The organism is Pseudomonas sp. LBUM1640 (genome assembly GCF_059716225.1).
The window spans coordinates 2132821-2159603 of sequence record NZ_CP166816.1; the positions used below are offsets into that span (position 1 = coordinate 2132821).

At 58.7% G+C, this 26783-nt stretch carries 23 protein-coding genes; 19 read left to right on the top strand and 4 right to left on the bottom strand.

Annotation, left to right across the window (positions count from 1 at the left end; translation table 11 throughout):
* The first annotated feature begins 38 nt into the window (after positions 1-38).
* On the top strand, positions 39-410 hold the full coding sequence (locus ACA065_RS09635) for a hypothetical protein (RefSeq protein ID WP_497694302.1): 372 nt from the start codon (positions 39-41) through the stop codon (positions 408-410).
* A 122-nt stretch (positions 411-532) separates the two neighbouring features.
* Here ACA065_RS09635 and ACA065_RS09640 read toward each other — a convergent pair whose 3' ends face one another.
* Positions 533-2086 carry a glycoside hydrolase family 17 protein gene (locus ACA065_RS09640; RefSeq protein ID WP_497694303.1) on the bottom strand — a complete coding sequence of 518 codons (1554 nt, stop codon included), beginning with the start codon at positions 2084-2086 and terminating at the stop codon, positions 533-535.
* A 332-nt stretch (positions 2087-2418) separates the two neighbouring features.
* Between ACA065_RS09640 and ACA065_RS09645 the strand changes: the two genes are divergently transcribed.
* From ACA065_RS09645 to ACA065_RS09655, 3 genes are all read left to right on the top strand, one after another.
* Positions 2419-3270: a glycine betaine ABC transporter substrate-binding protein gene (locus tag ACA065_RS09645; RefSeq protein WP_497694304.1), complete on the top strand. Its 852-nt coding sequence runs from the start codon at positions 2419-2421 to the stop codon at positions 3268-3270.
* A 217-nt stretch (positions 3271-3487) separates the two neighbouring features.
* A complete protein-coding gene (locus ACA065_RS09650; RefSeq protein ID WP_106576745.1) occupies positions 3488-3799 on the top strand; it encodes a DUF485 domain-containing protein in 312 nt (103 codons plus the stop codon).
* Positions 3796-5454, top strand: a complete 1659-nt coding sequence (locus ACA065_RS09655; protein WP_090407113.1) for a cation acetate symporter — start codon at positions 3796-3798, stop codon at positions 5452-5454. Before ACA065_RS09650 ends, ACA065_RS09655 begins: the two co-directional genes overlap by 4 nt.
* A gap of 337 nt (positions 5455-5791) precedes the next feature.
* Here ACA065_RS09655 and gltA read toward each other — a convergent pair whose 3' ends face one another.
* Entirely contained in the window at positions 5792-7081 is a 1290-nt protein-coding gene (gltA, locus tag ACA065_RS09660; protein WP_497694305.1) for a citrate synthase, read from the bottom strand.
* Between the two features lie 364 nt (positions 7082-7445).
* On the opposite strand from gltA, the gene sdhC reads away from it, so the two are divergent.
* The 11 genes from sdhC to ACA065_RS09715 all read left to right on the top strand — a co-directional run bounded on the left by sdhC (position 7446) and on the right by ACA065_RS09715 (position 21531).
* Complete coding sequence (sdhC, locus tag ACA065_RS09665; RefSeq protein ID WP_003172804.1) at positions 7446-7820, top strand: succinate dehydrogenase, cytochrome b556 subunit; 375 nt, start codon at positions 7446-7448, stop codon at positions 7818-7820.
* Entirely contained in the window at positions 7814-8182 is a 369-nt protein-coding gene (gene sdhD, locus ACA065_RS09670) for a succinate dehydrogenase, hydrophobic membrane anchor protein (protein ID WP_003172805.1), read from the top strand. The genes sdhC and sdhD overlap by 7 nt, the downstream gene beginning before the upstream one ends.
* Before the next feature lie 3 nt (positions 8183-8185).
* Positions 8186-9958, top strand: coding sequence for a succinate dehydrogenase flavoprotein subunit (gene sdhA, locus ACA065_RS09675; protein WP_017134444.1), 1773 nt, complete (start codon positions 8186-8188; stop codon positions 9956-9958).
* An 11-nt stretch (positions 9959-9969) separates the two neighbouring features.
* Entirely contained in the window at positions 9970-10674 is a 705-nt protein-coding gene (locus ACA065_RS09680) for a succinate dehydrogenase iron-sulfur subunit (protein WP_003172807.1), read from the top strand.
* Positions 10675-10935: 261 nt separating this feature from the next.
* Entirely contained in the window at positions 10936-13767 is a 2832-nt protein-coding gene (locus ACA065_RS09685; RefSeq protein ID WP_497694306.1) for a 2-oxoglutarate dehydrogenase E1 component, read from the top strand.
* Positions 13768-13811: 44 nt separating this feature from the next.
* A complete protein-coding gene (odhB, locus tag ACA065_RS09690; protein WP_497694307.1) occupies positions 13812-15047 on the top strand; it encodes a 2-oxoglutarate dehydrogenase complex dihydrolipoyllysine-residue succinyltransferase in 1236 nt (411 codons plus the stop codon).
* A gap of 101 nt (positions 15048-15148) precedes the next feature.
* Complete coding sequence (lpdA, locus tag ACA065_RS09695; protein ID WP_497694308.1) at positions 15149-16585, top strand: dihydrolipoyl dehydrogenase; 1437 nt, start codon at positions 15149-15151, stop codon at positions 16583-16585.
* A 204-nt stretch (positions 16586-16789) separates the two neighbouring features.
* Positions 16790-17956 carry an ADP-forming succinate--CoA ligase subunit beta gene (sucC, locus tag ACA065_RS09700; protein ID WP_003233235.1) on the top strand — a complete coding sequence of 389 codons (1167 nt, stop codon included), beginning with the start codon at positions 16790-16792 and terminating at the stop codon, positions 17954-17956.
* Entirely contained in the window at positions 17956-18837 is an 882-nt protein-coding gene (gene sucD / locus ACA065_RS09705) for a succinate--CoA ligase subunit alpha (RefSeq protein WP_065872666.1), read from the top strand. Before sucC ends, sucD begins: the two co-directional genes overlap by 1 nt.
* 411 nt (positions 18838-19248) lie before the next feature.
* Positions 19249-20562 carry a branched-chain amino acid transport system II carrier protein gene (gene brnQ / locus ACA065_RS09710; protein WP_497694309.1) on the top strand — a complete coding sequence of 438 codons (1314 nt, stop codon included), beginning with the start codon at positions 19249-19251 and terminating at the stop codon, positions 20560-20562.
* A 228-nt stretch (positions 20563-20790) separates the two neighbouring features.
* Positions 20791-21531 (top strand): DUF599 domain-containing protein, encoded by a 741-nt coding sequence (locus ACA065_RS09715; RefSeq protein ID WP_497694310.1) that lies wholly within the window; start codon positions 20791-20793, stop codon positions 21529-21531.
* A gap of 104 nt (positions 21532-21635) precedes the next feature.
* Here ACA065_RS09715 and ACA065_RS09720 read toward each other — a convergent pair whose 3' ends face one another.
* Positions 21636-21893, bottom strand: coding sequence for a hypothetical protein (locus ACA065_RS09720; protein WP_497694311.1), 258 nt, complete (start codon positions 21891-21893; stop codon positions 21636-21638).
* 158 nt (positions 21894-22051) lie between these two features.
* On the opposite strand from ACA065_RS09720, the gene ACA065_RS09725 reads away from it, so the two are divergent.
* From ACA065_RS09725 to ACA065_RS09740, 4 genes are all read left to right on the top strand, one after another.
* On the top strand, positions 22052-22528 hold the full coding sequence (locus tag ACA065_RS09725) for a PaaI family thioesterase (RefSeq protein ID WP_497694312.1): 477 nt from the start codon (positions 22052-22054) through the stop codon (positions 22526-22528).
* Positions 22525-22977: a PaaI family thioesterase gene (locus ACA065_RS09730; RefSeq protein WP_497694313.1), complete on the top strand. Its 453-nt coding sequence runs from the start codon at positions 22525-22527 to the stop codon at positions 22975-22977. The genes ACA065_RS09725 and ACA065_RS09730 overlap by 4 nt, the downstream gene beginning before the upstream one ends.
* An 89-nt stretch (positions 22978-23066) precedes the next feature.
* Positions 23067-24971 carry a molecular chaperone HtpG gene (htpG, locus tag ACA065_RS09735; protein ID WP_497694314.1) on the top strand — a complete coding sequence of 635 codons (1905 nt, stop codon included), beginning with the start codon at positions 23067-23069 and terminating at the stop codon, positions 24969-24971.
* A 66-nt stretch (positions 24972-25037) separates the two neighbouring features.
* Positions 25038-25766: a dienelactone hydrolase family protein gene (locus ACA065_RS09740; RefSeq protein WP_497694315.1), complete on the top strand. Its 729-nt coding sequence runs from the start codon at positions 25038-25040 to the stop codon at positions 25764-25766.
* Positions 25767-25888: 122 nt separating this feature from the next.
* On the opposite strand, the gene ACA065_RS09745 is transcribed toward ACA065_RS09740, so the two are convergent.
* Positions 25889-26755, bottom strand: a complete 867-nt coding sequence (locus ACA065_RS09745) for a pirin family protein (RefSeq protein ID WP_497694316.1) — start codon at positions 26753-26755, stop codon at positions 25889-25891.
* Positions 26756-26783: the final 28 nt, after the last annotated feature.

Here is a 26783-nt window from a genome sequence, read left to right on the forward strand (position 1 = left end):
ATTAAGCTGAGCGCCGTTTTTGCCTATCGGAGTGCCCCATGTCCCACCGTTTGCCGCTGATTTTGCTGCTTATTGCCCTGCCTTTATGGCTGGCCGCCAGTTATGGCGCGCGCTACGGTTTTATGGAGGATGGCCGCTGGGTGGGCGTCTGCGTCGATGAGGCCAGCCGCTGGGAATGCCAGTTGCGCTCTAACCTGGGGCTGATGATCCACTTCAAGGTGCTGGGCTGGGCGGCACTGGTCACCTCGGTGCTGGCGTTCTTTGTGCCGGGCCGTGCAGGATGGGGTCTTGCCGTGTTGGGGATGGTGTTTGGTTTGCCGGCGTTGGCGTTGTACAACACCACGTTTGCGGTGTTTGCGGTGGTGATTGCGGGGCTGCGGTTGGTCAGGAAGCCTCGGGTTACTGATTAACCCGTATAAGGGCACTTTTGTGGCGAGGGAGCTTGCTCGCGCTGGGGCGCGAAGCGGCCCCAAGAAAGCGGGAGCGCTGCGCATTCCAGCGCGAGCATGCTCCCTCGCCACAGGTTCTCTATTTAAGCCTTGCGCGCCCGCAAGCAACGCCACAACGCTACAACCATCAGCACGCTGACCACCGCCCAACCCCATGCCTGCTGGTTCAGCAACCCTTCGCGATACAGCTGCGGCGCAATGCCGGCACCGATGATGAACGCCAGCAGGGCAATTTCCCGACGCGGCCCAGTCACCGGGCGTACCAGGTAGACCAAGGCCGGCAGCACCAGTGCCGCACTCGGAAAGCTGCGATAACGCGGGTCAAACACCAGCGCCAGCATCATCACCGCACCGGCGAACCCGGCGATTGCCACCAGCCAGCCCGCGCGTTGCTCCAGCCAATTGAAGGCCCGCTCGCGCCAACCTTCCCGCGCGCTCAGAGCCAGGGCGGCGTGGGCCAGCACCAGCAGGTTCAGCACCACCAGCAAACCTGCCCACACCCATTCATCGTTGAAACGCGCGGTTACGCGGGTCAGTTCGGCCCAGGTGCCGATGGAACAGGCTGCCACGGCGCCGAGCAATGGCAGCAAGAGCGCGGCGCGCGTGCTGCGAACACGGCCACCGAGCGCCAGGGTGCCTAGCAGGATAATCCCGCCCACGCCCAGCCACAGCGGCCAGTACGGCACATTGGTCACCGGCCCGGCGAGGATGCCTTTGTCCTGGCGATCGGCATCAAACAGTCCCCAATAACCACCGACCGCGCCTTCACTGGCGCGTTTCCACGGCTGGTCAAAGGCTTCGATCAGGTTGTAGCGCCAGCCGTTGGCCTCGGCCATGGCCACAAAGCCACGCATGAACTTGGCTTCGTTAACCCGGCTCGGCACGGCGGTTTCGCGCTGGCGGCCTTCGCTTGGCCAGCCGGTCTCGCCGATCAGCACATCTTTAGGGGCGAATTTGTTGCCGAAGGTCTGGCGCACGTCGCCCACATGCTTGAGTGCCTGGTCGATACCCGACGGGTCATCTTCCCAGTACGGCAGCAGGTGGATGGTCAGGAAGTCCACGGCCGGGGCGATTTCCGGGTGTTGCAGCCAGAACTCCCATACGTCGGCATAGGTGACCGGCTGTTTGATCTGGCTTTTGACTTTATGGATCAGCGTCACCAACTGCTTGGCGGTGACTTCCTTGCGCAGCAGGGCTTCGTTGCCGACGATCACCGAGGTGACCACGTCGGGGTTGGCGTTGGCCGCCGCGATCAACTCGTCGATTTCTTTTTCAGTGGCCACCGGGTCACTGCTGACCCAGGCGCCGGCCATCAGCTTCAGCCCATGCTTGCGCGCCATGCCGGGCAGGGCTTCCAGGCCGGTCATGGAGTAAGTGCGAATGCATTCGAAACGGGTGGCCAGCAGCGCCAGGTCGGCGTCCATGCGCTCGGGGCGCAGCGTGAATGGCTGATCGAAGGGCGATTGGTCCTTGTCGAACGGCGTGTAGGACGCACATTGCATTTTGTGGCTGGCGCTGGCCACGTCCGGCAATACCACCGGCCGGCCAAGGCCGTACCAATAGCCGACAAGGGCAAGCACGCCGAGGATCAAGGCGAAAACATAGGGCAGGGCAGGGAAGCGGGCAGTCGCGGGCATAGTCGGCTTATCTGGGAGAGCAAAGGCGCGCATCTTAACCGGATTTAGCCCGTCCCAGTGGGGCTGCATAATTTAGACATGCAAAGTTCGGGCGGGATTTTGCGGCGATGTCCTACAAATCGTCCTGCTGGCGATGTGATGTCGTTTCTTGCTTACCTGAGGTCGCAGTCAGAGCAGGTCCAAGGCCCCGGCAGGTTGATGATCGAAGTGTCAGCACTCCGCTGATGTCTGGGCCGCCGGATCGATGCGCGTGACGGGGGCGCGGTGCACCATATAACAACAGGTTGACGTCGCTCGGCATCCGCCGGGCGCAGCACTTTCGGGGAAGTACGATGAAGATGCGACGACTCTTGGGCGCAGCTGCCACTCTGGTAGTTGCGATGGGCTCCACACTGGCCAACGCCGACAGCAAAACCCTGAGCATCGGCTATGTGGACGGCTGGTCCGACAGCGTTGCCACCACTCACGTGGCGGCAGAAGTGATCAAGGAAAAGCTCGGTTATGACGTGAAGCTGCAAGCCGTCGCCACCGGGATCATGTGGCAGGGCGTGGCCACCGGCAAGCTCGACGCCATGCTCTCCGCCTGGCTGCCTGTGACCCACGGTGAGTACTGGGCCAAGAACAAGGACAAGGTGGTCGACTACGGCCCCAACTTCAAGGACGCAAAAATTGGCCTGATCGTGCCCGAGTACGTTAAAGCCAACTCTATCGAAGACCTCAAGACCGACACCACCTTCAAGAACAAGATTGTCGGCATCGACGCCGGTTCAGGCGTGATGCTCAAGACCGACGAAGCCATCAAGGCCTATGGCCTGGACTACAAGCTGCAAGCCAGCTCGGGCGCGGCGATGATCGCCGAACTGACCCGCGCCGAAGACAAGCAGGAATCCATTGCGGTGACCGGCTGGGTGCCACACTGGATGTTCGCCAAGTGGAAACTGCGTTTCCTGGACGATCCAAAAGGGATTTATGGTGCTGCTGAAACCGTCAACAGCATCGGCAGCAAGGGCCTGGAGAAGAAAGCGCCGGAAGTCGCCGCCTTCCTGAAGAAATTCCAGTGGGCCTCCAAGGACGAAATCGGCGAAGTCATGCTCGCGATTCAAGAGGGCGCCAAGCCTGATGCGGCGGCCAAGGACTGGGTTGCCAAGCACCCTGAGCGTGTGGCCGAGTGGATCGGTAAATAACACCCGAAGCGTCTAAATAGCACCTTGCAAGCCCGCCTGGCGTTTTCGCCCGGCGGGTTTTGTCGTTTCTGGGGTAAAGGCTGTCACTTTAATCAGTTCAAAGTTGGCGCGAACCCTAATGTCGTTCTACTACTAAGGTCGTCTGGAACCTGTTCTGCAGCCGCATACAGTGGATACGTTCCAATAATAAAAAAGCTGTGCTGCGAGGATAAAAACAATGAACGACAGCATTTACCTCTCGATTCAAAACAGCCCGCGTTTCAAGGAGCTGGTGAGAAAAAGGGAAAGGTTCGCCTGGATTCTCTCGGCGATCATGCTAGGGCTTTACTCCGCTTTCATCCTGTTGATTGCCTACGGGCCACAAGTGCTGGGGGCCAAACTCAGCCCTGGTTCGTCCATCACCTGGGGGATCCCGATCGGGGTTGGGCTGATTGTGTCGGCCTTCATCCTCACCGGCATCTATGTACGACGCGCCAACGGCGAATTCGACGACCTGAACAATGCGATTCTCAAGGAGGCTGCGCAATGATCCGTCGTCTATTGGCTGTATTCGGCGCTTCGGTCTTCGCGCCCGCCGTTTGGGCGGCGGATGCATTGACCGGTGAAGTGCACAAACAACCGCTGAATATTGCAGCGATCCTGATGTTCGTGGCGTTTGTCGGCGCGACGTTGTGCATTACCTACTGGGCGTCCAAGCGCAACAAGTCGGCGGCCGACTACTATGCGGCCGGCGGCAAGATCACCGGTTTCCAGAACGGCCTGGCGATTGCCGGCGACTACATGTCGGCGGCGTCCTTCCTGGGCATTTCCGCGTTGGTGTTCACCTCCGGTTACGATGGCCTGATCTATTCGATCGGCTTCCTGGTGGGCTGGCCGATCATTCTGTTCCTGATCGCCGAGCGCCTGCGTAACCTGGGCAAATACACCTTTGCCGACGTGGCGTCCTACCGCCTTGGGCAAACTCAGATCCGCAGCCTGTCGGCCTGCGGCTCGCTGGTGGTGGTGGCGTTCTACCTGATCGCGCAGATGGTCGGCGCGGGCAAGTTGATCCAACTGCTGTTCGGCCTGGATTACCATGTGGCGGTGATCCTGGTGGGTATCCTGATGTGCATGTATGTGCTGTTCGGCGGCATGCTGGCAACCACCTGGGTGCAAATCATCAAGGCAGTGCTGCTGCTGTCCGGTGCCTCGTTCATGGCGCTGATGGTAATGAAGCACGTCAACTTTGACTTCAACATGCTGTTCTCCGAGGCGATCAAGGTTCACCCTAAAGGTGAAGCGATCATGAGCCCGGGCGGCTTGGTGAAAGACCCGATCTCGGCATTCTCCTTAGGGCTTGCGCTGATGTTCGGTACTGCCGGCCTGCCGCATATCCTGATGCGCTTCTTCACCGTCAGCGACGCCAAGGAAGCGCGTAAGAGCGTGCTGTATGCCACCGGTTTCATCGGCTACTTCTACATCCTGACCTTTATTATCGGCTTCGGCGCGATCCTGTTGGTCAGCACCAACCCGGCGTTCAAGGATGCTGCAGGCGCGTTGCTGGGCGGTAACAACATGGCGGCGGTGCACCTGGCCAACGCAGTGGGCGGCAGTATCTTCCTGGGCTTCATCTCGGCCGTGGCCTTTGCCACCATCCTTGCGGTGGTTGCCGGTTTGACCCTGGCCGGTGCTTCGGCGGTGTCCCATGACCTGTATGCCAGCGTGATCAAGAAAGGCAAGGCCAACGAGAAGGATGAGATTCGCGTGTCGAAGATCACCACTATCGCTCTGGCAGTGCTGGCAATCGGCCTGGGTATCCTGTTCGAAAGCCAGAACATCGCGTTCATGGTCGGCCTGGCGTTCTCCATTGCGGCCAGCTGTAACTTCCCGGTGTTGCTGCTTTCCATGTACTGGAAAAACCTCACCACCCGCGGCGCCATGATTGGCGGCTGGCTGGGCTTAGTCAGTGCCGTCGGCCTGATGATCCTCGGCCCGACCATCTGGGTGTCGATCCTGCACCACGAAAAAGCCATCTTCCCGTACGAGTACCCAGCGCTGTTCTCGATGATCATCGCGTTCGTCGGTATCTGGTTCTTCTCCATCACCGACAAGTCGGCGGCGGCAGAGAAGGAGCGTGCGCTGTACTTCCCGCAGTTTGTGCGTTCGCAAACTGGCCTGGGGGCGAGTGGGGCGGTTAACCACTAAGGGTTGTAACGGTTACAAAAAAAATGCCCCGGTCGTGAGATCGGGGCATTTTTTTGCTTTTATTGGTAACGGATTTCACAAAACTGTTTCTCAAGTCTGGCATCAATAAAAAGCAGATAGTTGATCGTTCCCACGCAGAGCGTGCGAACGATCAGTCGGTGGCTGGGGTTTCTGGGGTGTCTTGGCTGGCCTCATCGCGGGCAAGCCCGGCTCCCACCTTTGAAATGCATTCTCCTGTGGGAGCTGGCTTGCCTGCGATGGCGCCGGGCCTGGCGACACAAACAAAAACGGCCTCCACAAAGGAGGCCGTTTTCAGTGCAACCAAGCGCTTGATGGCTTACTTGCGATCTTCCAGCTTGGTGATGTCACGCGACTCGTAGCCGGTGTACAGCTGGCGCGGGCGGCCAATCTTGTACGGGCTGGAGAGCATTTCTTTCCAGTGGGAGATCCAGCCCACGGTACGGGCCAGGGCGAAGATTACGGTGAACATGCTGGTTGGAATGCCGATCGCCTTGAGGATGATCCCCGAGTAGAAGTCGACGTTCGGGTACAGCGAGCGCTCGATGAAGTACGGGTCGGTCAGGGCGATCTCTTCCAGGCGCATGGCCAGTTCGAGTTGCGGATCGTTCTGAATACCAAGCTCCTTCAACACTTCGTCGCAGGTCTTCTTCATCACGGTGGCGCGCGGGTCGCGGTTCTTGTAGACGCGGTGACCGAAGCCCATCAGCTTGAACGGATCGTTCTTGTCCTTGGCCTTGGCGATGAACGTGTCGATGTTCGAGACATCGCCGATTTCATCCAGCATGGTCAGAACGGCTTCGTTCGCACCGCCGTGGGCAGGGCCCCACAGTGCGGCGATACCGGCGGCGATACAGGCGAACGGGTTGGCACCCGAAGAGCCCGCCAGGCGCACGGTAGAGGTCGAGGCGTTCTGTTCGTGGTCGGCGTGGAGGATAAAGATCTTGTCCATCGCGGCGGCCAGCACCGGGCTGATCGGTTTGATCTCGCACGGGGTGTTGAACATCATGTGCAGGAAGTTTTCCGCGTACGTCAGGTCGTTGCGCGGGTACATCATGGGTTGGCCCATGGAGTACTTGTAAACCATTGCGGCCAGGGTCGGCATCTTGGCAACCAGGCGGATCGCGGAAATTTCGCGATGCTGCGGGTTATTGATGTCCAGGGAGTCGTGATAGAAGGCCGACAGGGCACCCACCACACCGCACATCACGGCCATCGGGTGGGCGTCGCGACGGAAGCCGTTGAAAAAGGTCTTCAACTGCTCGTGAACCATGGTGTGGTTCTTCACGGTGCTGACGAACTGGGCTTTTTGCGCAGCCGTTGGCAATTCGCCATTTAGCAGCAGGTAGCAAGTTTCCAGGTAGTCCGATTGCTCAGCCAGCTGCTCGATCGGGTAGCCCCGGTGCAGCAGAATGCCATTGTCGCCATCGATATAGGTGATCTTCGACTCGCAAGAGGCGGTCGACATGAAGCCTGGGTCGAAAGTGAAACGGCCCGTGGCCGTCAGGCCCCGTACGTCGATAACATCGGGACCAACGGTGCCGGTTAAAATGGGCAGCTCGACGGGGGCTGCGCCCTCGATGATCAACTGCGCTTTTTTGTCAGCCATGTGGCCTCCTATTTATGCTTCAAATCATCAGACAGACCCCCCACGCAGGGCCCGCACCACTATAGTGAGATAAATTCAGATGTCAATTTGCCTAAAGTCTTGCTCCAGAAGGCTTTAACCGTACTTTTTCGTCGAAATTGGCTGCCATTTACGCCTTTTATCCCGCCAGCGCAATCAGCTATTAGGGTGAGGAGCGCGCGTTGTCATTAGTAGCCTAACTGTCTATACTCGGCCACCGACCGCCAAGGGCTTTTGGGCTTGCTTTCATTGGGGGTCGCACTCCCTGGGTGGTGCTTACCTGACCAGTGCACTCCCCAACAACTTTGCCCTGATTGTTAGGGGCTCTTCAGTGTGAAAAAAAGCCGTGAATAGCCAACGACCTGTAAACCTAGACCTAAGGACCATCAAACTCCCCATCACCGGCGTTACGTCGTTCCTGCACCGTGTTTCCGGCATCATCCTGTTCCTGGGCTTGGGCATCATGCTTTATGCATTGAGCAAATCCCTGGGTTCCGAGGAAGGATACGCCGAGGTGAAGGCATGCTTGACCAGCCCGCTGGCCAAGTTCGTAGCATGGGGCCTCCTGTCCGCTCTGCTTTATCATCTGGTAGCCGGCGTGCGCCACTTGATCATGGATATGGGCATCGGTGAGACGCTGGAAGGCGGCCGCCTGGGCTCGAAAATCATCATCGCCATTTCCGTGGTGCTGATCGTTCTGGCAGGAGTTTGGATATGGTAACCAGCGTTACGAACCTTTCGCGTTCGGGCCTCTATGACTGGATGGCACAACGTGTGTCTGCGGTCGTTCTCGCGGCTTATTTCATTTTCCTGATCGGATACCTCGTCGCAAACCCGGGCATTGGCTATGAGCAATGGCACGGGCTGTTTTCCCACAATGCGATGCGAATCTTCAGTCTGCTGGCACTTGTAGCTCTGGGCGCACACGCCTGGGTCGGCATGTGGACCATCGCGACCGACTACCTGACGCCAATGGCGCTGGGCAAGTCCGCGACTGCAGTCCGTTTCCTCTTCCAGGCAGTATGCGGCGTCGCGATGTTCGCTTACTTCGTCTGGGGTGTGCAGATTCTTTGGGGTATCTGATTCATGGCTAACATTCCAACTATTTCCTTCGACGCCATCATTATTGGTGGCGGCGGTGCTGGCATGCGCGCAGCGCTGCAGCTGGCCCAGGGCGGTCACAAGACTGCCGTGATCACCAAGGTGTTCCCGACGCGTTCCCACACCGTATCGGCCCAGGGTGGCATCACCTGCGCCATCGCGTCCGCCGACCCGAACGATGACTGGCGCTGGCACATGTACGATACCGTCAAGGGTTCCGACTACATCGGTGACCAGGACGCTATCGAATACATGTGTCAAGAAGGCCCGGCCGCCGTGTTCGAGCTGGACCACATGGGTCTGCCGTTCTCGCGTACCGAGCAAGGTCGTATCTACCAGCGTCCATTCGGCGGCCAGTCGAAGGATTACGGTAAAGGTGGCCAGGCTGCCCGTACCTGCGCCGCGTCCGACCGTACCGGTCACGCGCTGCTGCACACCCTGTATCAGGGCAACCTGAAAGCCGGTACTACGTTCCTGAACGAGTACTACGCGGTGGATCTGGTGAAGAACGCTGACGGCGCATTCGTCGGTGTGATCGCCATCTGCATCGAAACCGGTGAAACCACCTACATCCGCGCCAAGGCTACTGTGCTGGCGACCGGTGGTGCAGGTCGTATCTACGCCTCCACCACCAATGCCCTGATCAACACCGGTGACGGCGTTGGCATGGCCCTGCGTGCAGGCGTTCCGGTACAAGACATCGAAATGTGGCAGTTCCACCCGACCGGTATCGCCGGCGCCGGTGTACTGGTTACAGAAGGTTGCCGTGGTGAAGGTGGTTACCTGATCAACAAGCACGGCGAGCGTTTCATGGAGCGTTATGCTCCGAACGCGAAAGACCTGGCTGGCCGTGACGTTGTTGCGCGCTCGATGGTTAAAGAAATCATCGCCGGCAACGGCTGTGGCCCGAACGGCGACCACGTACTGCTGAAGCTCGATCACCTGGGTGAAGAAGTCCTGCACAGCCGCCTGCCAGGTATCTGTGAGCTGTCCAAGACCTTTGCTCACGTTGACCCGGTGGTTGCTCCGGTTCCGGTTGTTCCAACTTGCCACTATATGATGGGCGGCGTGCCGACCAACATTCATGGCCAGGCGATCACTCAGAACGCCGAAGGCGTGGACGAGATCATTCATGGTCTGTTCGCGGTAGGCGAAGTGGCGTGCGTATCGGTTCACGGTGCCAACCGTCTGGGCGGCAACTCGCTGCTCGACCTGGTGGTATTCGGCCGTGCCGCCGGCCTGCACCTTGAGAAGGCGCTGACTGACGGCATCGAATACGATGACGCCACCGACGCCAACATCGAAGCTGCCCTGGCGCGCCTGAACGCTCTGAACGAGCGTACCGATGGCGAAGACGTAGCTACCCTGCGTCGCGAGCTGCAAAGCTGCATGCAGAACTACTTCGGTGTGTTCCGTACCGGCGAATACATGCAGAAGGGTATCGCCCAGCTGGCTGACCTGCGCACGCGCATCGCCAACGTCAAGATCAACGATAAGAGCCAGGCGTTCAACACCGCTCGTATCGAAGCCCTTGAGCTGCAAAACCTGTTGGAAGTGGCTGAAGCGACTGCGATCGCCGCCGAGGTTCGTAAAGAATCCCGTGGTGCTCACGCTCGTGAAGACTTTGAAGACCGCGACGACGAAAACTGGTTGTGCCACACCCTGTACTTCCCGGGTGACAAGCGCGTAACCAAGCGTGCCGTGAACTTCTCGCCGAAGACGGTTCCGACGTTTGAACCGAAAATTCGGACTTACTAAGGGTGGCTGCCATGTTGAAAGTCAGTGTTTACCGCTACAACCCTGATCAGGACGCTGCGCCGTTCATGCAGGAATTCCAGGTCGATACCGGTGGTAAAGACCTGATGGTGCTGGATGTACTGGCACTGATCAAAGAGCAGGACGAAGGTTTCTCCTATCGTCGCTCTTGCCGTGAAGGTGTGTGCGGTTCCGACGGCATGAACATCAACGGCAAAAACGGCCTGGCGTGCATCACGCCGCTGTCCGCCGTGGTTAAAGGCAACAAGCTGATCGTTCGTCCTCTGCCAGGTTTGCCGGTTATCCGTGACCTGGTCGTCGATATGAGCATCTTCTACAAGCAATACGAGAAAGTTAAGCCGTTCCTGCAGAACGACACGCCGGCTCCGGCCATCGAGCGTCTGCAGTCCCCGGAAGAGCGTGAGAAGCTCGACGGTCTGTACGAGTGCATCCTGTGCGCTTGCTGCTCGACTTCGTGCCCATCCTTCTGGTGGAACCCGGACAAGTTCCTGGGCCCAGCTGCCCTGCTGCAAGCGTACCGCTTCCTGGCAGACAGCCGTGACACCAAGACGTCCGAGCGTCTGGCTTCACTGGATGACCCGTTCAGCGTATTCCGCTGCCGCGGGATCATGAACTGCGTCAACGTATGTCCCAAAGGCCTGAACCCGACTAAGGCCATTGGTCACATCCGTAACATGCTGCTGCAAAGCGGCGTGTAAGCGACGTTGTAGCAAAGCAGGACCGTTGTGCCCGTAAATGCTACGGCGCAGGCTTCAACCGGCGCCGTAGTTTTAACTTGAGCAGCGACTTACAAAGCCGCGGCTCTTATTTTGAAGAAATGAGACAAGCAGGGGCATTCGGGTTGGTACCCGAACTATCAGCGTGATCCTAAGTGGCTTGTTTTGGTCGCTGCACTTGGCCTTTTGCAAGCAAACTCGGTGTTTTCGCCGGTGGTGTCCCCAAATCGAGGGTGACCAAGCATGCAAGAAAGCGTGATGCAGCGCATGTGGAACAGCGGCTATCTTTCAGGTGGTAACGCTGCCTATGTGGAAGAGCTTTATGAGCTCTACCTGCACGACCCTAACGCTGTGCCAGAAGAATGGCGCACCAAATTTCAGACGTTGTCTTCAGACGGCAACGCTGCCACCGATGTATCGCACGCAACAATTCGCGATCAGTTTGTGCTGCTGGCAAAGAACCAGCGCCGCGCCCAACCGGTTTCCGCCGGTAGCGTGAGCAGTGAGCATGAGAAGAAGCAAGTTGAAGTATTGCGATTGATCCAGGCCTACCGGATGCGTGGCCACCAGGCGGCCCAGCTTGACCCGCTGGGGCTCTGGCAGCGTCCTGCACCTGCTGACCTGTCGATCAATCATTACGGCTTGACCAATGCCGATCTTGATACGACCTTCCGTGCCGGCGACCTGTTCATCGGCAAAGAGGAAGCGAGCCTACGCGAAATTCACGAAGCGTTGCAGCAGACATATTGCCGCACCATCGGCGCTGAATTTACGCACATCACCGATTCCGAGCAGCGCCACTGGTTCCAGCATCGCCTGGAAGGCGTGCGTGGCCGTCCGGTGCTGTCCGCCGATGTGCGCAGCCACCTGCTGGAGCGCGTGACTGCGGCCGAAGGCCTCGAGAAATACCTGGGCACCAAATACCCAGGCACCAAGCGTTTCGGCCTGGAAGGCGGCGAGAGCCTGATTCCAATGCTCGACGAGCTGATCCAGCGTTCCGGTTCCTACGGCACCAAGGAAATCGTGATCGGCATGGCTCACCGTGGTCGCCTGAACGTGTTGGTCAACACCTTCGGCAAGAACCCGCGCGAGCTGTTCGACGAGTTCGAAGGCAAGAAGAAGGTCGAGCTGGGTTCCGGTGACGTTAAATACCACCAGGGCTTCTCGTCCAACGTGATGACCACCGGCGGTGAAGTTCACCTGGCCATGGCCTTCAACCCCTCCCACCTGGAAATCGTTTCTCCAGTGGTCGAGGGTTCGGTGCGCGCTCGCCAGGATCGTCGTAACGATTCCACGGGTGAGAAGGTTCTGCCGATTTCCATCCACGGTGACGCGGCATTCGCCGGTCAAGGCGTGGTCCTGGAAACGTTCCAGATGTCGCAGACTCGCGGCTTCAAGACCGGCGGTACGATTCACATCGTCATCAACAATCAGGTCGGTTTCACCATCAGCAACCCGCTGGATGCGCGCTCTACCGAGTACGCCACCGACGTTGCCAAGATGATTCAGGCGCCGATCCTCCATGTGAATGGTGATGATCCGGAAGCCGTGTTGTTCGTGACCCAGCTCGCTATCGACTACCGCATGCAGTTCAAGCGTGACGTGGTGATCGACCTGGTTTGCTACCGCCGTCGCGGTCACAACGAAGCGGATGAGCCTAGCGGCACCCAGCCGTTGATGTACCAGCAAATCACCAAGCAGCGCACTACGCGTGAGCTGTACGCCGAAAGCCTGACCAAGGCCGGTGTGGTTGACGATGCGCGTGTTCAAGCGAAAGTCGATGAATACCGCAACGCGCTGGACAACGGCCTGCATGTCGTAAAAAGCCTGGTTAAAGAGCCGAACAAAGAGCTGTTCGTGGATTGGCGTCCATACCTGGGCCACGCCTGGACTGCGCGCCACGACACCTCGTTCGATCTGAAAACCCTGCAGGAACTGTCTGCCAAGCTGCTGGAAATCCCAGATGGCTTCGTGGTGCAGCGCCAGGTTGCGAAGATCTACGAAGACCGTCAGAAGATGCAAGCCGGCGGCCTGCCGATCAACTGGGGTTACGCCGAAACCATGGCGTACGCGACCCTGGCGTTCGAAGGTCACCCGATCCGCATGACCGGCCAGGACATCGGCCGCGGTACGTTCTCGCACCGTCATGCTGTGTTGCACAACCAGAAAGACGCGGGCACCTACATCCCGTTGCAGAACCTGTACGAAGGCCAGCCACGTTTCGACCTGTACGATTCGTTCCTGTCCGAAGAAGCCGTACTGGCGTTTGAATACGGTTACTCGACCACCACGCCTCAGGCCCTGGTGATCTGGGAAGCCCAGTTCGGCGACTTCGCCAACGGTGCCCAGGTGGTTATCGACCAGTTCATCACCAGCGGCGAGCACAAGTGGGGCCGTCTGTGCGGTCTGACCATGCTGCTGCCACACGGTTATGAAGGTCAGGGGCCGGAGCACTCCTCGGCCCGTCTGGAGCGTTACCTGCAGCTGTGCGCCGAGCACAACATTCAGGTGTGCGTGCCGACTACCCCGGCCCAGATCTACCACTTGCTGCGTCGTCAGGTGATCCGCCCGCTGCGCAAGCCGCTGGTAGTGCTGACTCCGAAATCGCTGTTGCGTCACAAATTGGCCATCTCGACCCTGGAAGATCTGGCCGACGGTTCGTTCCAGACCGTTATTTCAGAAATCGACACCCTGGATGCGGCCAAGGTCACGCGCCTGGTCCTGTGCAGCGGCAAGGTTTATTACGATTTGCTGGAAAAACGCCGTGCCGAAGGCCGCGAAGACATCGCCATCGTGCGGATCGAGCAGCTTTACCCGTTCCCGGAAGACGACCTGATGGAGGCCATCGCGCCTTACACCAACCTCACCAACGTGGTGTGGTGTCAGGAAGAACCGATGAACCAGGGCGCGTGGTACAGCAGCCAGCATCATTTGCGTCGCAGCATCGGTAACCATAACAAGGCCCTGGGCCTGGAGTACGCCGGTCGTGATGCTTCTGCTGCACCTGCGTGTGGTTATGCGTCGATGCACGCCGAGCAGCAGGAAAAACTGCTGCAAGATGCTTTCACTGTTTAACGCCTTCGCGCTGACTGAAACCGAATTTTAAGGACCCACAGATAATGGCTATCGAAATCAAAGCCCCGTCATTCCCGGAATCGGTTGCCGATGGCACCGTTGCCACCTGGCACAAGAAACCAGGCGACGCTGTTAAGCGTGATGACCTGATCGTCGACATCGAGACCGACAAAGTCGTTCTGGAAGTGTTGGCCGAAGCTGACGGCGTACTGGGCGCAATCGTTGCCGAAGAAGGCGCTACCGTTCTGTCGAACCAGATCCTGGGCTCGATCGAAGAGGGCAGCGCTGCTGCTCCAGCCGCTGCCCCTGCCGCCGCTGCTGCACCGGCAGCTGCCGCTTCTGCTCCAGCCGCTGCTCCGGCTGCTGCTGGCGAAGATCCAATCGCTGCGCCGGCTGCTCGTCAACTGGCCGAAGAAAATGGCATCAACCTGGCTTCCATCAAAGGCACCGGCAAAGACGGCCGTGTAACCAAGGAAGACGTGGTTGCTGCGGTTGAAGCCAAGAAAAACGCTCCAGCTGCCGCACCTGCCAAGGCTGCTGCTCCTGCTGCCGCCGCGCCTGTGTTCGCTGCCGGCGACCGCACCGAGAAGCGTGTACCGATGACTCGCGTACGTGCCACCGTGGCCAAGCGCCTGGTTGAAGCTCAGTCGAACATGGCGATGCTGACCACGTTCAACGAAGTCGACATGACCGAAGTCATGGCCCTGCGTTCGAAGTACAAGGATCTGTTCGAGAAGTCCCACAACGGCGTGCGCCTGGGCTTCATGTCGTTCTTCGTGAAAGCGGCCACTGAAGCGCTGAAACGCTTCCCGGCAGTCAACGCTTCGATCGACGGCAGCGACATCGTTTACCACGGCTATGCAGACGTCGGCGTTGCCGTGTCCAGCGACCGTGGCCTGGTGGTGCCGGTTCTGCGTAACGCCGAACTGATGAGCCTGGCTGAAATCGAAGGCGGCATCGCCGGCTTCGGCAAGAAAGCCCGTGACGGCAAGCTGACCATCGACGAGATGACCGGTGGTACCTTCACCATCACCAACGGTGGTACCTTCGGTTCGATGATGTCGACCCCGATCGTCAACCCGCCACAAGCTGCGATCCTGGGCATGCACAACATCATCCAGCGTCCGATGGCCATCAACGGCCAAGTCGTGATCCGCCCAATGATGTACCTGGCACTGTCTTACGATCACCGCCTGATCGATGGTAAAGAAGCCGTGACTTTCCTGGTGACCATCAAGAACCTGCTGGAAGACCCGGCTCGTCTGCTGCTGGATATCTGATAGAAGCAGCTGCAGGCCTCGAGTGACAGGCTGCCTAAGAAGGCAGCTGGGCTCGGGGCTTGCGGCTTGAAAGCTTGCTGCTAAATAGAGGAACTATTTTCATGTCGCAGAAATTTGACGTTGTAGTGATTGGTGCAGGTCCTGGCGGCTACGTTGCCGCCATCAAGGCCGCACAACTGGGCCTCTCGACTGCTTGCATCGAAAAATACACCGACAAGGAAGGCAAACTGGCACTGGGCGGTACTTGCCTGAACGTCGGTTGCATTCCTTCCAAGGCGCTGCTCGACAGTTCCTGGAAATTCCACGAAGCCCAAAGCGGTTTCGCGATCCACGGCATCAACCATGCTGGCGTGACCATGGACGTGCCAGCAATGGTCGGCCGTAAAGCCAACATCGTTAAAGGCCTGACTTCCGGCGTTGCCACCTTGTTCAAGGCCAACGGCGTTACTTCCCTGCAAGGCCACGGCAAACTGCTGGCCGGCAAGAAAGTTGAAATCACCAAGCCTGACGGTTCGGTAGAAATCATTGAAGCCGAAAACGTGATCCTGGCTCCAGGCTCGCGTCCAATCGACATTCCACCGGCTCCAGTTGACCAGAACGTGATCGTTGATTCGACCGGCGCCCTGGAATTCCAAACCGTTCCTAAGCGTCTGGGTGTGATCGGCGCTGGCGTAATCGGCCTGGAACTGGGTTCGGTATGGTCCCGCCTGGGTTCTGAAGTGACTGTGCTGGAAGCCCTGGACACGTTCCTGCTGGCTGCCGACACCGCCGTGTCCAAAGAAGCGCTGAAAACCCTGACCAAACAAGGTCTGGACATCAAGCTGGGCGCCCGAGTTACCGGTTCCAAGGTCAACGGCGAAGAAGTCGTGGTGACCTACACCGATAAAGAAGGCGAGCAGACCATCACCTTCGACAAGCTGATCGTAGCCGTGGGTCGCCGTCCAGTGACCGCCGACCTGCTGGCTTCCGACAGCGGCGTGAACATCGATGAGCGTGGTTTCATCCACGTCGACGATCACTGCGCTACCACCGTGCCTGGCGTGTACGCCATCGGCGACGTGGTTCGCGGCATGATGCTGGCACACAAGGCTTCCGAAGAAGGCATCATGGTTGTCGAGCGCATCAAGGGCCACAAAACCCAGATGAACTACGACCTGATCCCATCGGTTATCTACACCCACCCGGAAATTGCATGGGTCGGCAAGAACGAACAGCAGTTGAAAGCTGAAGGCGTTGAAGTTAACGTCGGCACCTTCCCGTTTGCCGCTTCTGGCCGTGCCATGGCAGCCAACGACACCGGTGGTTTTGTCAAAGTCATCGCTGATGCCAAGACTGACCGCGTATTGGGCGTCCACGTGATTGGCCCAAGCGCTGCAGAACTGGTTCAGCAAGGCGCAATCGGTATGGAATTCGGCACCAGTGCCGAGGACCTGGGCATGATGGTCTTCTCCCATCCGACCCTGTCCGAAGCGTTGCACGAAGCAGCGTTGGCAGTGAATGGCGGCGCCATCCACATCGCCAACAAGAAGAAGCGCTAAGCGAGATAATAAGAAACCACGGCGGAGTTGCCCGTCGTGAGCCTTGCGCGCAAGACTCACCGCGGAATATCCGCTGGACGCAGTCTTGCGCAGCTTTACGGGCGTTAAGCCCCGCAAGCTGCGCGAGCAGAAGTCACAGGTGGCGCGGCACTCATAATGAGCGCAGCGCCGAATGCGCAGTACCTAACGAAGACGGTAAAAAGCATGAATCTTCACGAGTATCAGGGTAAGCAGCTGTTCGCTGAATACGGCCTGCCAGTATCCAAGGGCTACGCAGTAGACACCCCGGAAGCAGCAGCAGAAGCTTGCGACAAAATCGGTGGCACCGAGTGGGTTGTCAAAGCCCAGGTCCACGCTGGTGGTCGCGGTAAAGCGGGCGGCGTTAAGCTGGTTCGCAGCAAAGAAGACGCCAAGGCCTTCGCACAGCAGTGGCTGGGCAAGCGTCTGGTGACTTACCAGACTGATGCCAATGGCCAACCAGTCACCAAGATCCTGGTTGAATCGTGCACTGATATCGCTAAAGAGCTGTACCTGGGCGCTGTCGTTGACCGTTCGAGCCGTCGCATCGTGTTCATGGCTTCCACCGAAGGTGGCGTGGACATCGAGAAGATCGCTCACGAAACCCCAGAAAAAATTCTGAAAGCCACCATCGATCCACTGGTTGGCGCTCAGCCATTCCAGGGTCGCGAGCTGGCTTTCCAGCTGGGCCTGGAAGGCAAGCAAGTTGCCCAGTTCGCCAAGATCTTCGTAGGTCTGGCCAAACTGTTCCAGGATCACGATCTGGCTCTGCTGGAAGTGAACCCGCTGGTGATCAAGGCTGACGGCGATCTGCACTGCCTCGACGCCAAAATCAACATCGACGCCAACGCCATGTACCGTCAGCCTAAGCTGAAGACTTTCCACGATCCGTCGCAAGACGATCCGCGCGAAGCGCACGCTGCCAAGTTCGAACTGAACTACGTAGCGCTGGAAGGCAACATCGGTTGCATGGTCAACGGTGCTGGCCTGGCCATGGGTACCATGGACATCGTCAACCTGCATGGCGGCAAACCAGCCAACTTCCTCGACGTGGGCGGTGGTGCTACCAAAGAACGCGTAACCGAAGCCTTCAAGATCATCCTGTCCGACTCCAACGTCGCTGCAGTATTGGTTAACATCTTCGGCGGCATCGTTCGTTGCGACATGATTGCCGAAGGCATCATCGGTGCAGTGAAAGAAGTCGGCGTTAAAATCCCGGTTGTTGTTCGCCTTGAAGGTAACAACGCTGAACTGGGCGCTAAAGTACTGGCAGAAAGCGGTTTGAACATCATCGCGGCTACCAGCCTGACCGACGCTGCTCAACAAGTTGTCAAAGCTGCGGAGGGCAAATAATGAGCGTCCTGATCAATAAAGACACCAAAGTTATCTGCCAGGGTATTACCGGTTCGCAAGGTAGTTTCCACACCCAGCAAGCCATCGAATACGGCACCAAGATGGTTGGCGGCGTAACGCCAGGCAAAGGCGGCACCGAGCACCTGGGCCTGCCAGTGTTCAACACTGTGAAAGAAGCAGTAGAAACCACTGGCGCCACCGCCAGCGTGATCTACGTTCCAGCTCCTTTCTGCAAAGACTCCATCCTGGAAGCAGCATTCGGCGGCATCAAGCTGATCGTTTGCATCACCGAAGGCATTCCTACCCTGGACATGCTGGACGCTAAAGTTAAGTGCGACGAGCTGGGTGTTACCCTGATCGGCCCTAACTGCCCAGGCGTGATCACCCCAGGCGAATGCAAGATCGGCATCATGCCAGGTCACATTCACTTGCCAGGTAAAGTCGGTATCGTTTCGCGTTCCGGCACCCTGACCTACGAAGCTGTTAAGCAAACTACTGACGCCGGTTTCGGTCAGTCGACTTGCGTCGGCATCGGCGGTGACCCGATCCCAGGCTCCAACTTCATCGACATCCTGAAGCTGTTCCAGGAAGACCCGAAGACCGAAGCGATCGTCATGATCGGTGAGATCGGCGGTTCGGCTGAAGAAGAAGCGGCTGCCTACATCAAGGCACACGTGACCAAGCCGGTTGTTTCCTACATCGCTGGTGTGACTGCCCCTGCGGGCAAGCGCATGGGCCATGCTGGCGCAATCATCTCTGGCGGCAAAGGCACTGCAGACGAGAAGTTTGCTGCCCTGGAAGACGCAGGTGTTAAAACCGTGCGTTCGCTGGCAGACATCGGCAAGGCTTTGTCCGAGCTGACCGGTTGGGCTGTCAAGTAAGCCTCGCGCTTAGCTGACGCTTCACCCACACAAAGGCCACCTTCGGGTGGCCTTTGTGCGTTCTGGGTATGTACTCGATTCCTGTGGGAGCTGGCTTGCCTGCGATGGCATCAACGGGGTCCAACTGATGGACCGAGTCGTCTGTATCGCAGGCAAGCCAGCTCCCACATTGTTCTGTATTGCTAGTTAAGTACGAAAATGCGACATCCAGATGTCGCTTATCGGACAGTTCGCCCCGCAACAGTGCGTTTGTCGCCCAAATTCGTTAGGCTAGCCGCCTCTTTATGCGTCCGCATCCCAAAAGGAAGCCGCGCGCTAGACCGGTCGGTCCCCATCAGGGCCGGCAGCAGTTCCCTCATCCATAGGGAATCCCTCTCTAAATTCCGATTCAGTAGTGTGGTATTTCCTCAAATGAAAGTGTTGAAAAGCCAGGATGTCCTGGCGTTAGGCTTTATGACTTTTGCCCTGTTCGTGGGCGCCGGCAACATCATCTTCCCGCCTATCGTTGGTTTGCAGTCCGGGCCTCATGTCTGGATGGCAGCGCTGGGCTTCCTGATCACTGCGGTTGGTCTGCCGGTGGTCACTGTGATCGCCCTGGCCAAGGTTGGCGGCGGTATGGACGCGTTGAGCAGCCCGATCGGCAAGATCGCCGGCGGCCTGCTCGCGGCGGCGGCGTACCTGGCGGTAGGGCCGCTGTTCGCTACCCCGCGCACCGCGACCGTTTCGTTTGAAGTCGGCCTGGCGCCGCTGACCGGCGAGAGCCCGCTGGCGCTCTTCCTCTACAGCTCGGTGTATTTCCTGGTGGTGTTCTTTGTGTCCCTGTACCCGGGCCGTCTGTTGGACACCGTCGGTCGCTTCCTGGCGCCACTGAAAATCATTGCCCTAGCCATCCTCGGCATCGCCGCGTTTGCCTTGCCGGCCGGTGACGTCGGCGTTGCCACGCCTGAATACGTGGCTGCACCGTTCTCCCAAGGCTTCATCAATGGTTACCTGACCATGGATACCCTGGGCGCGCTGGTGTTCGGTATCGTAATCGTCAATGCCATTCGCTCCCGTGGCGTCGAGTCGCCGCAGCTGATCACGCGTTACGCGATCATTGCCGGGCTGATCGCCGGCGTGGGCCTGGCACTGGTGTACATCAGCCTGTTCCGCCTGGGTTCGGGCAGCCATGCCGTGGCTGCCGGTGCCAGCAACGGCGCGGCCGTGCTGCATGCTTACGTGCAACACACCTTTGGCTCCCTGGGCAGCGGCTTCCTCGCGGTGCTGATCTCGTTGGCGTGCCTGGTGACCGCCGTGGGCCTGACCTGCGCCTGCGCTGAGTACTTCAGTAAAATCCTGCCGCTGTCCTACAAGACGCTGGTCGTGATCTTGGCGCTGTTTTCGTTGTTTGTGTCCAACCTGGGCCTGACCAAGCTGATTGCCTTCTCGATCCCTGTCCTCACCGCGATCTATCCGCCGTGCATCGTGCTGGTGGCGCTGAGCTTCTGCAAAGACTTCTGGCTGGAGCAGGGCCGTATCGTCGGCCCGGTGATGCTGGTGTCGTTCATCTTTGGTTGCATTGACGCGCTCAAGGGCGCGGGCCTGGCCGATTGGTTGCCTGCGCAGTTGGCGCACCTGCCGCTGAGCGAGCAAGGCCTGGCGTGGCTGGTGCCGGCGGTGATGACGCTGGTGGTGGCTGTAGTGGTTGACCGTATGCTCGGCAAGCGTAGCGAAGCCATCGCATAACCAACGGTTTCACGCATTACTGAAATGCCCCGTATCAATCGATACGGGGCATTTTTTATGCGTACGAGAAACAACCCACTAGAGTTGGAATTCGGTCAGTGTGTGGGGCTTGCCTGCGATAGCGGTGGACCAGGTGGCGCGGTAGCGACTGCACCGACGCCATCGCAGGCAAGCCAGCTCCCACATTTTAAACCGCGTTCGCCCCATCCACTGTGTTTAAGGACCCGCATGTCGTTCGTTGAAACCAATCAGATCCACCTGCTTGCTGCCCTCTGGTTCGTGCTGTGCTGGGGTGGCTACACCCGTTACGCCCTCTGGAAAGCCCGCGACACCGCGTGCCTGGCCAGCGTGCTGCACCTGTACCGCGAAGACTGGATGCGCCGCATGCTGCTGCGTGATAACCGGATCGCCGACGCCAGCGTGATCGGCAACCTGGAACGCAACGCCTCGTTCTTCGCTTCCAGCACGCTGATCATCCTCGCCGGCATTCTTACCGTGCTGGGTGCTTCAGAGCGTGCGGTGTCGTTGCTGGCGGACATTCCCATGGTGCAGCAAGCCTCTCAGGGCATGTCGGAAATCAAGCTGCTGTGCCTGGCGCTGGTATTTGTGTACGCGTTCTTCACGTTTAGCTGGTGCATGCGCCAATACAATTTTGCGGCGGTGCTGGTGGGGTCGGCGCCGATGGTGGGTGAGCGGCAGGTCTCGGAGCAGGAGCGCAAGGCGTTTGCCCTGAGGGCGGCCCGGGTGATTTCCATGGCGGCTAACCAGTTCAACTTTGGCCTGCGTTCTTATTACTTCGGCATGACCATGCTGGCTTGGTTTGTCAGCCCCTGGCTGTTCATGTTGATGAGCAGTGGAGTGGTGGTGGTGCTGTATCGCCGTGAGTTTCATTCCGACGTACTGCAGGTGATGGTATATACCCCGACCGACATGGCGGTATCGGAAGCGACTAAAGAAGCGGTGTCTTAACTAGCGCCGCAAGGTTAGTCCAACTTTTTGTCACGGATAAAACAGCAGACAAAGAAAAGCCCGCTATGTAAAAGCGGGCTTTTTTTGCAGCAATGGCCAGACGATTAGTTCTTGGCTGGCTCTGCAGATGTGGCAGGTGCTGCTTCTTTCGCGGCGGCTGCGTTCGATTCAGCCTGAGCTTTGGCAGCATCGGCGTTTTCTTTTGCAGCGTCGTTCACTTTATCCTGAGCTTTGGCCATGTCTTTCTGAGCTTGCTCAGAGTGCGCGGCTGCATCTTGGGCTTTGTCTTCGGATTTTTTATCGCAGGCAGCGAGACCGAGGGCAGCGGCCAACATCATGGAAATAGCTAAAGTCTTGCGCATGGGGTGTTTCTCCTTATTGAAGATATCTACTGGCCTTTCGAGCTTGGGCAGTCAGCATTAGTTCCTTTTGTTTCACAGATATATAAAACACGGCCCTCAAGGAACTTTCACCCGTCACCCCATACTCCACCAATCAACACTAATAAGAGTCTGTACACATGACCGAAAATCCCTTGCTGGAGCGCGCCATGCGCTTTGTTTCGGCTCTGCGCCACTGTCAGGTGTTGGGCATTACCGTTCATGCAGCCGGCGAGGAGGGCATGACGCTGGTGCTGCCCTACGCGCCCTCTATCGTCGGCGACCCGCAGACCGGCGTAATTCATGGCGGAGCGCTCACCTCGTTGATGGACACCGCCTGCGGCATGGCCACCTTGTGTGTGCTGCCCGAATTTGAGGTCTGCCCGACCCTCGACCTGCGTGTCGACTACATGCATCCCGCCGAACCGCACAAACCGGTGTACGGCTTCGCGCAGTGCTACCGAGTGACCACCGACGTGATCTTCACCCGTGGCTTTGCCTACCAGGATGACCCGCAGCAACCCATCGCCCACGTGGTAGGCACGTTCATGCGCATGGGCAAGCGCCTTAAAGGTACGCAAGGATTGGGCAGCACCCTCAAGGGAGAGCAGGCATGACTCATCGGTTCAAGACCCGCCTCGAACAGGCGCATGAGCGCGGCAACTACGAAGCGCTGCTCGACCTGATTCCCTACGCCAAGCTGATCGGCATCGAATGCACGAGTTTGGGCGATGAGTTGCTGTTTCGCCTGCCGGCCAACAAGGACAACATTGGTAACCCGATATTACCAGCGCTGCACGGTGGCGTGATTGCCGGGTTTATGGAACTGTCGGCGGCGTTACATCTGCTGGTATTCACCGGCTCGCCAGGCATCCCGAAAATCATCGATTTCTCGCTCGATTACCTGCGCGCCGGGCAGTTTCGCGACACTTACGCCAAATGCCAGGTGTGGCGCCAGGGCCGGCGCGTTGCGAATGTGGCGATCACCGCCTGGCAAAGCACTGCGGCCGAACCGATTGCCACCGCCCGTGCACATTTCAAAATTGAGGAGTCGGCCCGCCCTTGAAATCCTGGTCTTAGCCCCCAACTTTGATGACAACCCGCCGCCAACCCTCAAGGGCGCGGCCACTGCCATCCAATTGGAGTTTGATGACCATGAGTGTGGAAACTCAAAAGGAAACCCTGGGCTTCCAGACCGAGGTGAAGCAACTGCTGCACCTCATGATCCATTCGCTGTATTCCAACAAGGAAATCTTCCTTCGCGAATTGATCTCGAACGCCTCTGACGCTGTCGACAAATTACGTTTCGAAGCCCTGTCCAAGCCTGAGTTGCTGGAAGGTGGCGCCGAACTGAAAATCCGTGTGAGCTTCGACAAGGACGCCAAGACCGTCACCCTCGAAGACAACGGTATCGGCATGAGCCGTGAAGACGCGATTACCCACCTGGGCACCATCGCTAAATCCGGCACCGCCGATTTCATGAAAAACCTGTCGGGCGATCAGAAAAAAGATTCGCACCTGATCGGTCAATTCGGTGTGGGCTTCTACTCGGCCTTCATCGTCGCCGACAAAGTTGAAGTGTTCAGCCGTCGCGCCGGTCTCGACGCCAGCGAAGGCGTGCATTGGTCGTCCAAAGGTGAAGGCGAGTTCGAAATCGCCACCATCGACAAGGCTGACCGCGGCACCCGCATCGTGCTGCACCTGAAAGCCGCTGAAGATGAATTCGCCGATGGCTGGCGCCTGCGCAACATCATCAAGAAGTACTCCGACCACATCGCTTTGCCGATCGAGCTGCCCAAAGAGCAAGCAGCTGCTGAAGGCGAAGAGCAGCCGGCCCAGGAATGGGAAGTGGTCAACCGCGCCAGCGCCCTGTGGACCCGTCCTCGTACCGAAGTCAAAGACGAGGAATACCAGGAGTTCTACAAGCACATCGCTCACGACTACGAAAACCCGCTGAGCTGGAGCCACAACAAGGTCGAAGGCAAGCTGGAATACAGCTCGTTGCTCTACGTACCAGCCCGCGCGCCGTTCGACCTGTACCAGCGTGAAGCGCCCAAAGGCCTGAAGCTGTACGTGCAACGTGTGTTCGTGATGGACCAGGCGGAATCGTTCCTGCCGCTGTACCTGCGCTTCATCAAAGGTGTGGTCGACTCCAACGACTTGTCGTTGAACGTGTCGCGGGAAATCCTGCAGAAAGACCCGATCATCGACTCCATGAAGTCGGCGCTGACCAAGCGCGTGCTCGACATGCTGGAAAAACTGGCGAAGAACGAGCCTGAGCAATACAAAGGCTTCTGGAAAAACTTCGGCCAGGTGATGAAAGAAGGCCCGGCTGAAGATTTTGCCAACAAGGAAAAAATCGCCGGCCTGCTGCGCTTTGCCTCGACTCAAGGTAGCGATGCGGAGCAAGTCGTGTCGCTGGCCGAGTACCTGGCACGCGCCAAGGAAGGTCAGGACAAGATTTACTACCTGACCGGCGAGAAGTACGAAGCTGTTAAAGACAGCCCTCACCTGGAGGTCTTCCGCAAGAAAGGCATCGAAGTGCTGCTGTTGACCGACCGTATCGATGAGTGGCTGATGAGCTACCTCAGCGAGTTCGACGGCAAGACCTTCGTTGACGTCGCCCGTGGCGACCTCGACTTGGGTAACCTGGACTCCGAAGAAGAGAAGAAAGAAGCCGAAGAAGTCGCCAAGGCCAAAGAAGGCCTGGTTGAGCGGATCAAGGCCGCCCTGGGCGATGCCGTCAGCGAAGTGCGGGTTTCCCACCGTCTGACTGATTCCCCGGCGATTCTGGCCATCGGCGAGCAGGACCTGGGCATGCAGATGCGTCAGATCCTCGAAGCCAGCGGTCAGAAGGTTCCGGATTCCAAGCCGATCTTCGAATTCAACCCGGCTCACCCGCTGATCGAGAAACTCGACGGCGAGCAAAGCGAAGAGCGTTTTGGCGACCTGTCGCACATCCTCTTCGACCAGGCGGCACTGGCTGCCGGCGACAGCTTGAAGGACCCGGCTGCCTACGTGCGCCGACTGAACAAGCTGTTGGTTGAACTGTCGGTTTAACACCGTTGTAGAAAAACCCGCTTCGGCGGGTTTTTTCGTTCTAACGCACCTCAACTGGAGTAAACGATGAGCCAAGTCACTGTACGTTCCGTGGTCTATCAGATTGATGGCCAGTCTTATGAAAGCCGCCTGGCGTTCGATGCCAGCCACAAAGGCCCGCTGCCGGGCCTGCTGATGGCGCCGAACTGGATGGGCGTGAGTGCGGGTGCCGAAGAGATCGCTAAAAGCGTTGCCGCCAAGGGCTACGTGGTACTGATCGCCGACCTGTACGGGCAAACCGTGCGCCCGTCGAATGGCGATGAAGCCGGCGCGGCGATGATGCCGTTGAAGAATGACAACCCGGCGTTGATCAAACGTCTGCAGGCGGCATTCGAGCACCTGCAAGGCCAGACCGAAGCCGCGGTTGATACCTCGAAGCTGGCAACCTTCGGCTTCTGCTTTGGCGGTTTCTGCTCGCTGGAGCTTGCGCGTACCGGTGCGCCGTTGAAGGCTGCCGTATCGTTCCACGGCACTATCGACACGCAGAACCCGGCAGGTGCGAAGCACATCAAGGGTTCAGTGCTGGTGCTGCACGGTGCTTGCGACCCCTTGGTGCCCAAAGAGCAACTGCCGGCGTTCGAAGCGGAAATGAACGCGGCCGGTGTGGATTGGCAGCTGTTGAGCTATGGCGGCGCGGTGCATTCGTTCACCGACCCGCACGCCAATGTGCCGGGCAAGATGATGTACGACGCCAAGACCGCCAAGCGGGCGTTCCAGTCGATGCATAACTTGCTGGATGAAGTGTTCAAGGGCTGACCCTGTGAGCGTTCCCACGCTCCGCGTGGGAATGCCTGGCTGGATGCTCTGCGTCGGCTCTTTGTGACGCGCAGCGTCACGGGCTGCGTTTCCACGCAGAGCGTGGGAACGATCATCCAACGCTATCTCACTGGCAACTCAATCCTTTCAGACTCTCCCGGCACCGTCGGCCAATCCCCGGCCGCCCAACGCTGCCTGGCCTGTTCAATCATTGCCGGGTCGCTCGCGACAAAATTCCAGTTGATCCGCCGCGGCCCATCCAGCGGCGCGCCGCCAAATACCACCAGATGGCAATCGCTTTCAGCAAACAGCGTCATTTCCTGCCCCGCAGGCAATACCACCAGGCTGTGCACCTCCAACGCCGCGCCGTCCAGCTGCGCCTCACCTTCCAGCACATACACCGCGCGCTCTTCGTGCTCATCGGGGATCAGCAGCGTCGTGGCCGTCTGCATCTGCACTTCGGCATATAACGTGGGCGACAGCACCGGCACCGGTGACTTGAGGCAAAAACCGCTGCCTGCGATCAGGCGAATCTGTACGCCCAGGTTGTCACTCACCGGCAGGCTCGCCGCCGGGTGATGGCTGTAATGCCCCGGCCCGGTCTCGTGGTCCTTGGGCGAGGCCAGCCACACTTGCAGGCCATGCAGGCTGAACCCCGCAGCCTTGAGCGCTTCAGGCGTGCGCTCGACGTGAGCAATCGCACTGCCGGCGGTCATCCAGCTGACGTCGCCGGCCTGCACCACTTGGTCCGAGCCGAGGCTGTCCTTGTGCTGCAACCTACCTTCGAACAGATAGGTAAGTGTGGACAGCCCGATATGCGGGTGTTGGCGGATATTCATGCCCGTGCCCGGCGCATAGCGGGTGAGCAGCATATGGTCGAAAAACACAAAGGGCCCGACGCTGCGGCATTCACGCGACGGCAGCGGGCGCAGGATCGGCTGGCCTTCGACATCTTCGATGCGCGGGCGGATCACGGTGAGGGTGGTCATGGTGCGTCCCTGTCTGAGCGGGTTGGAG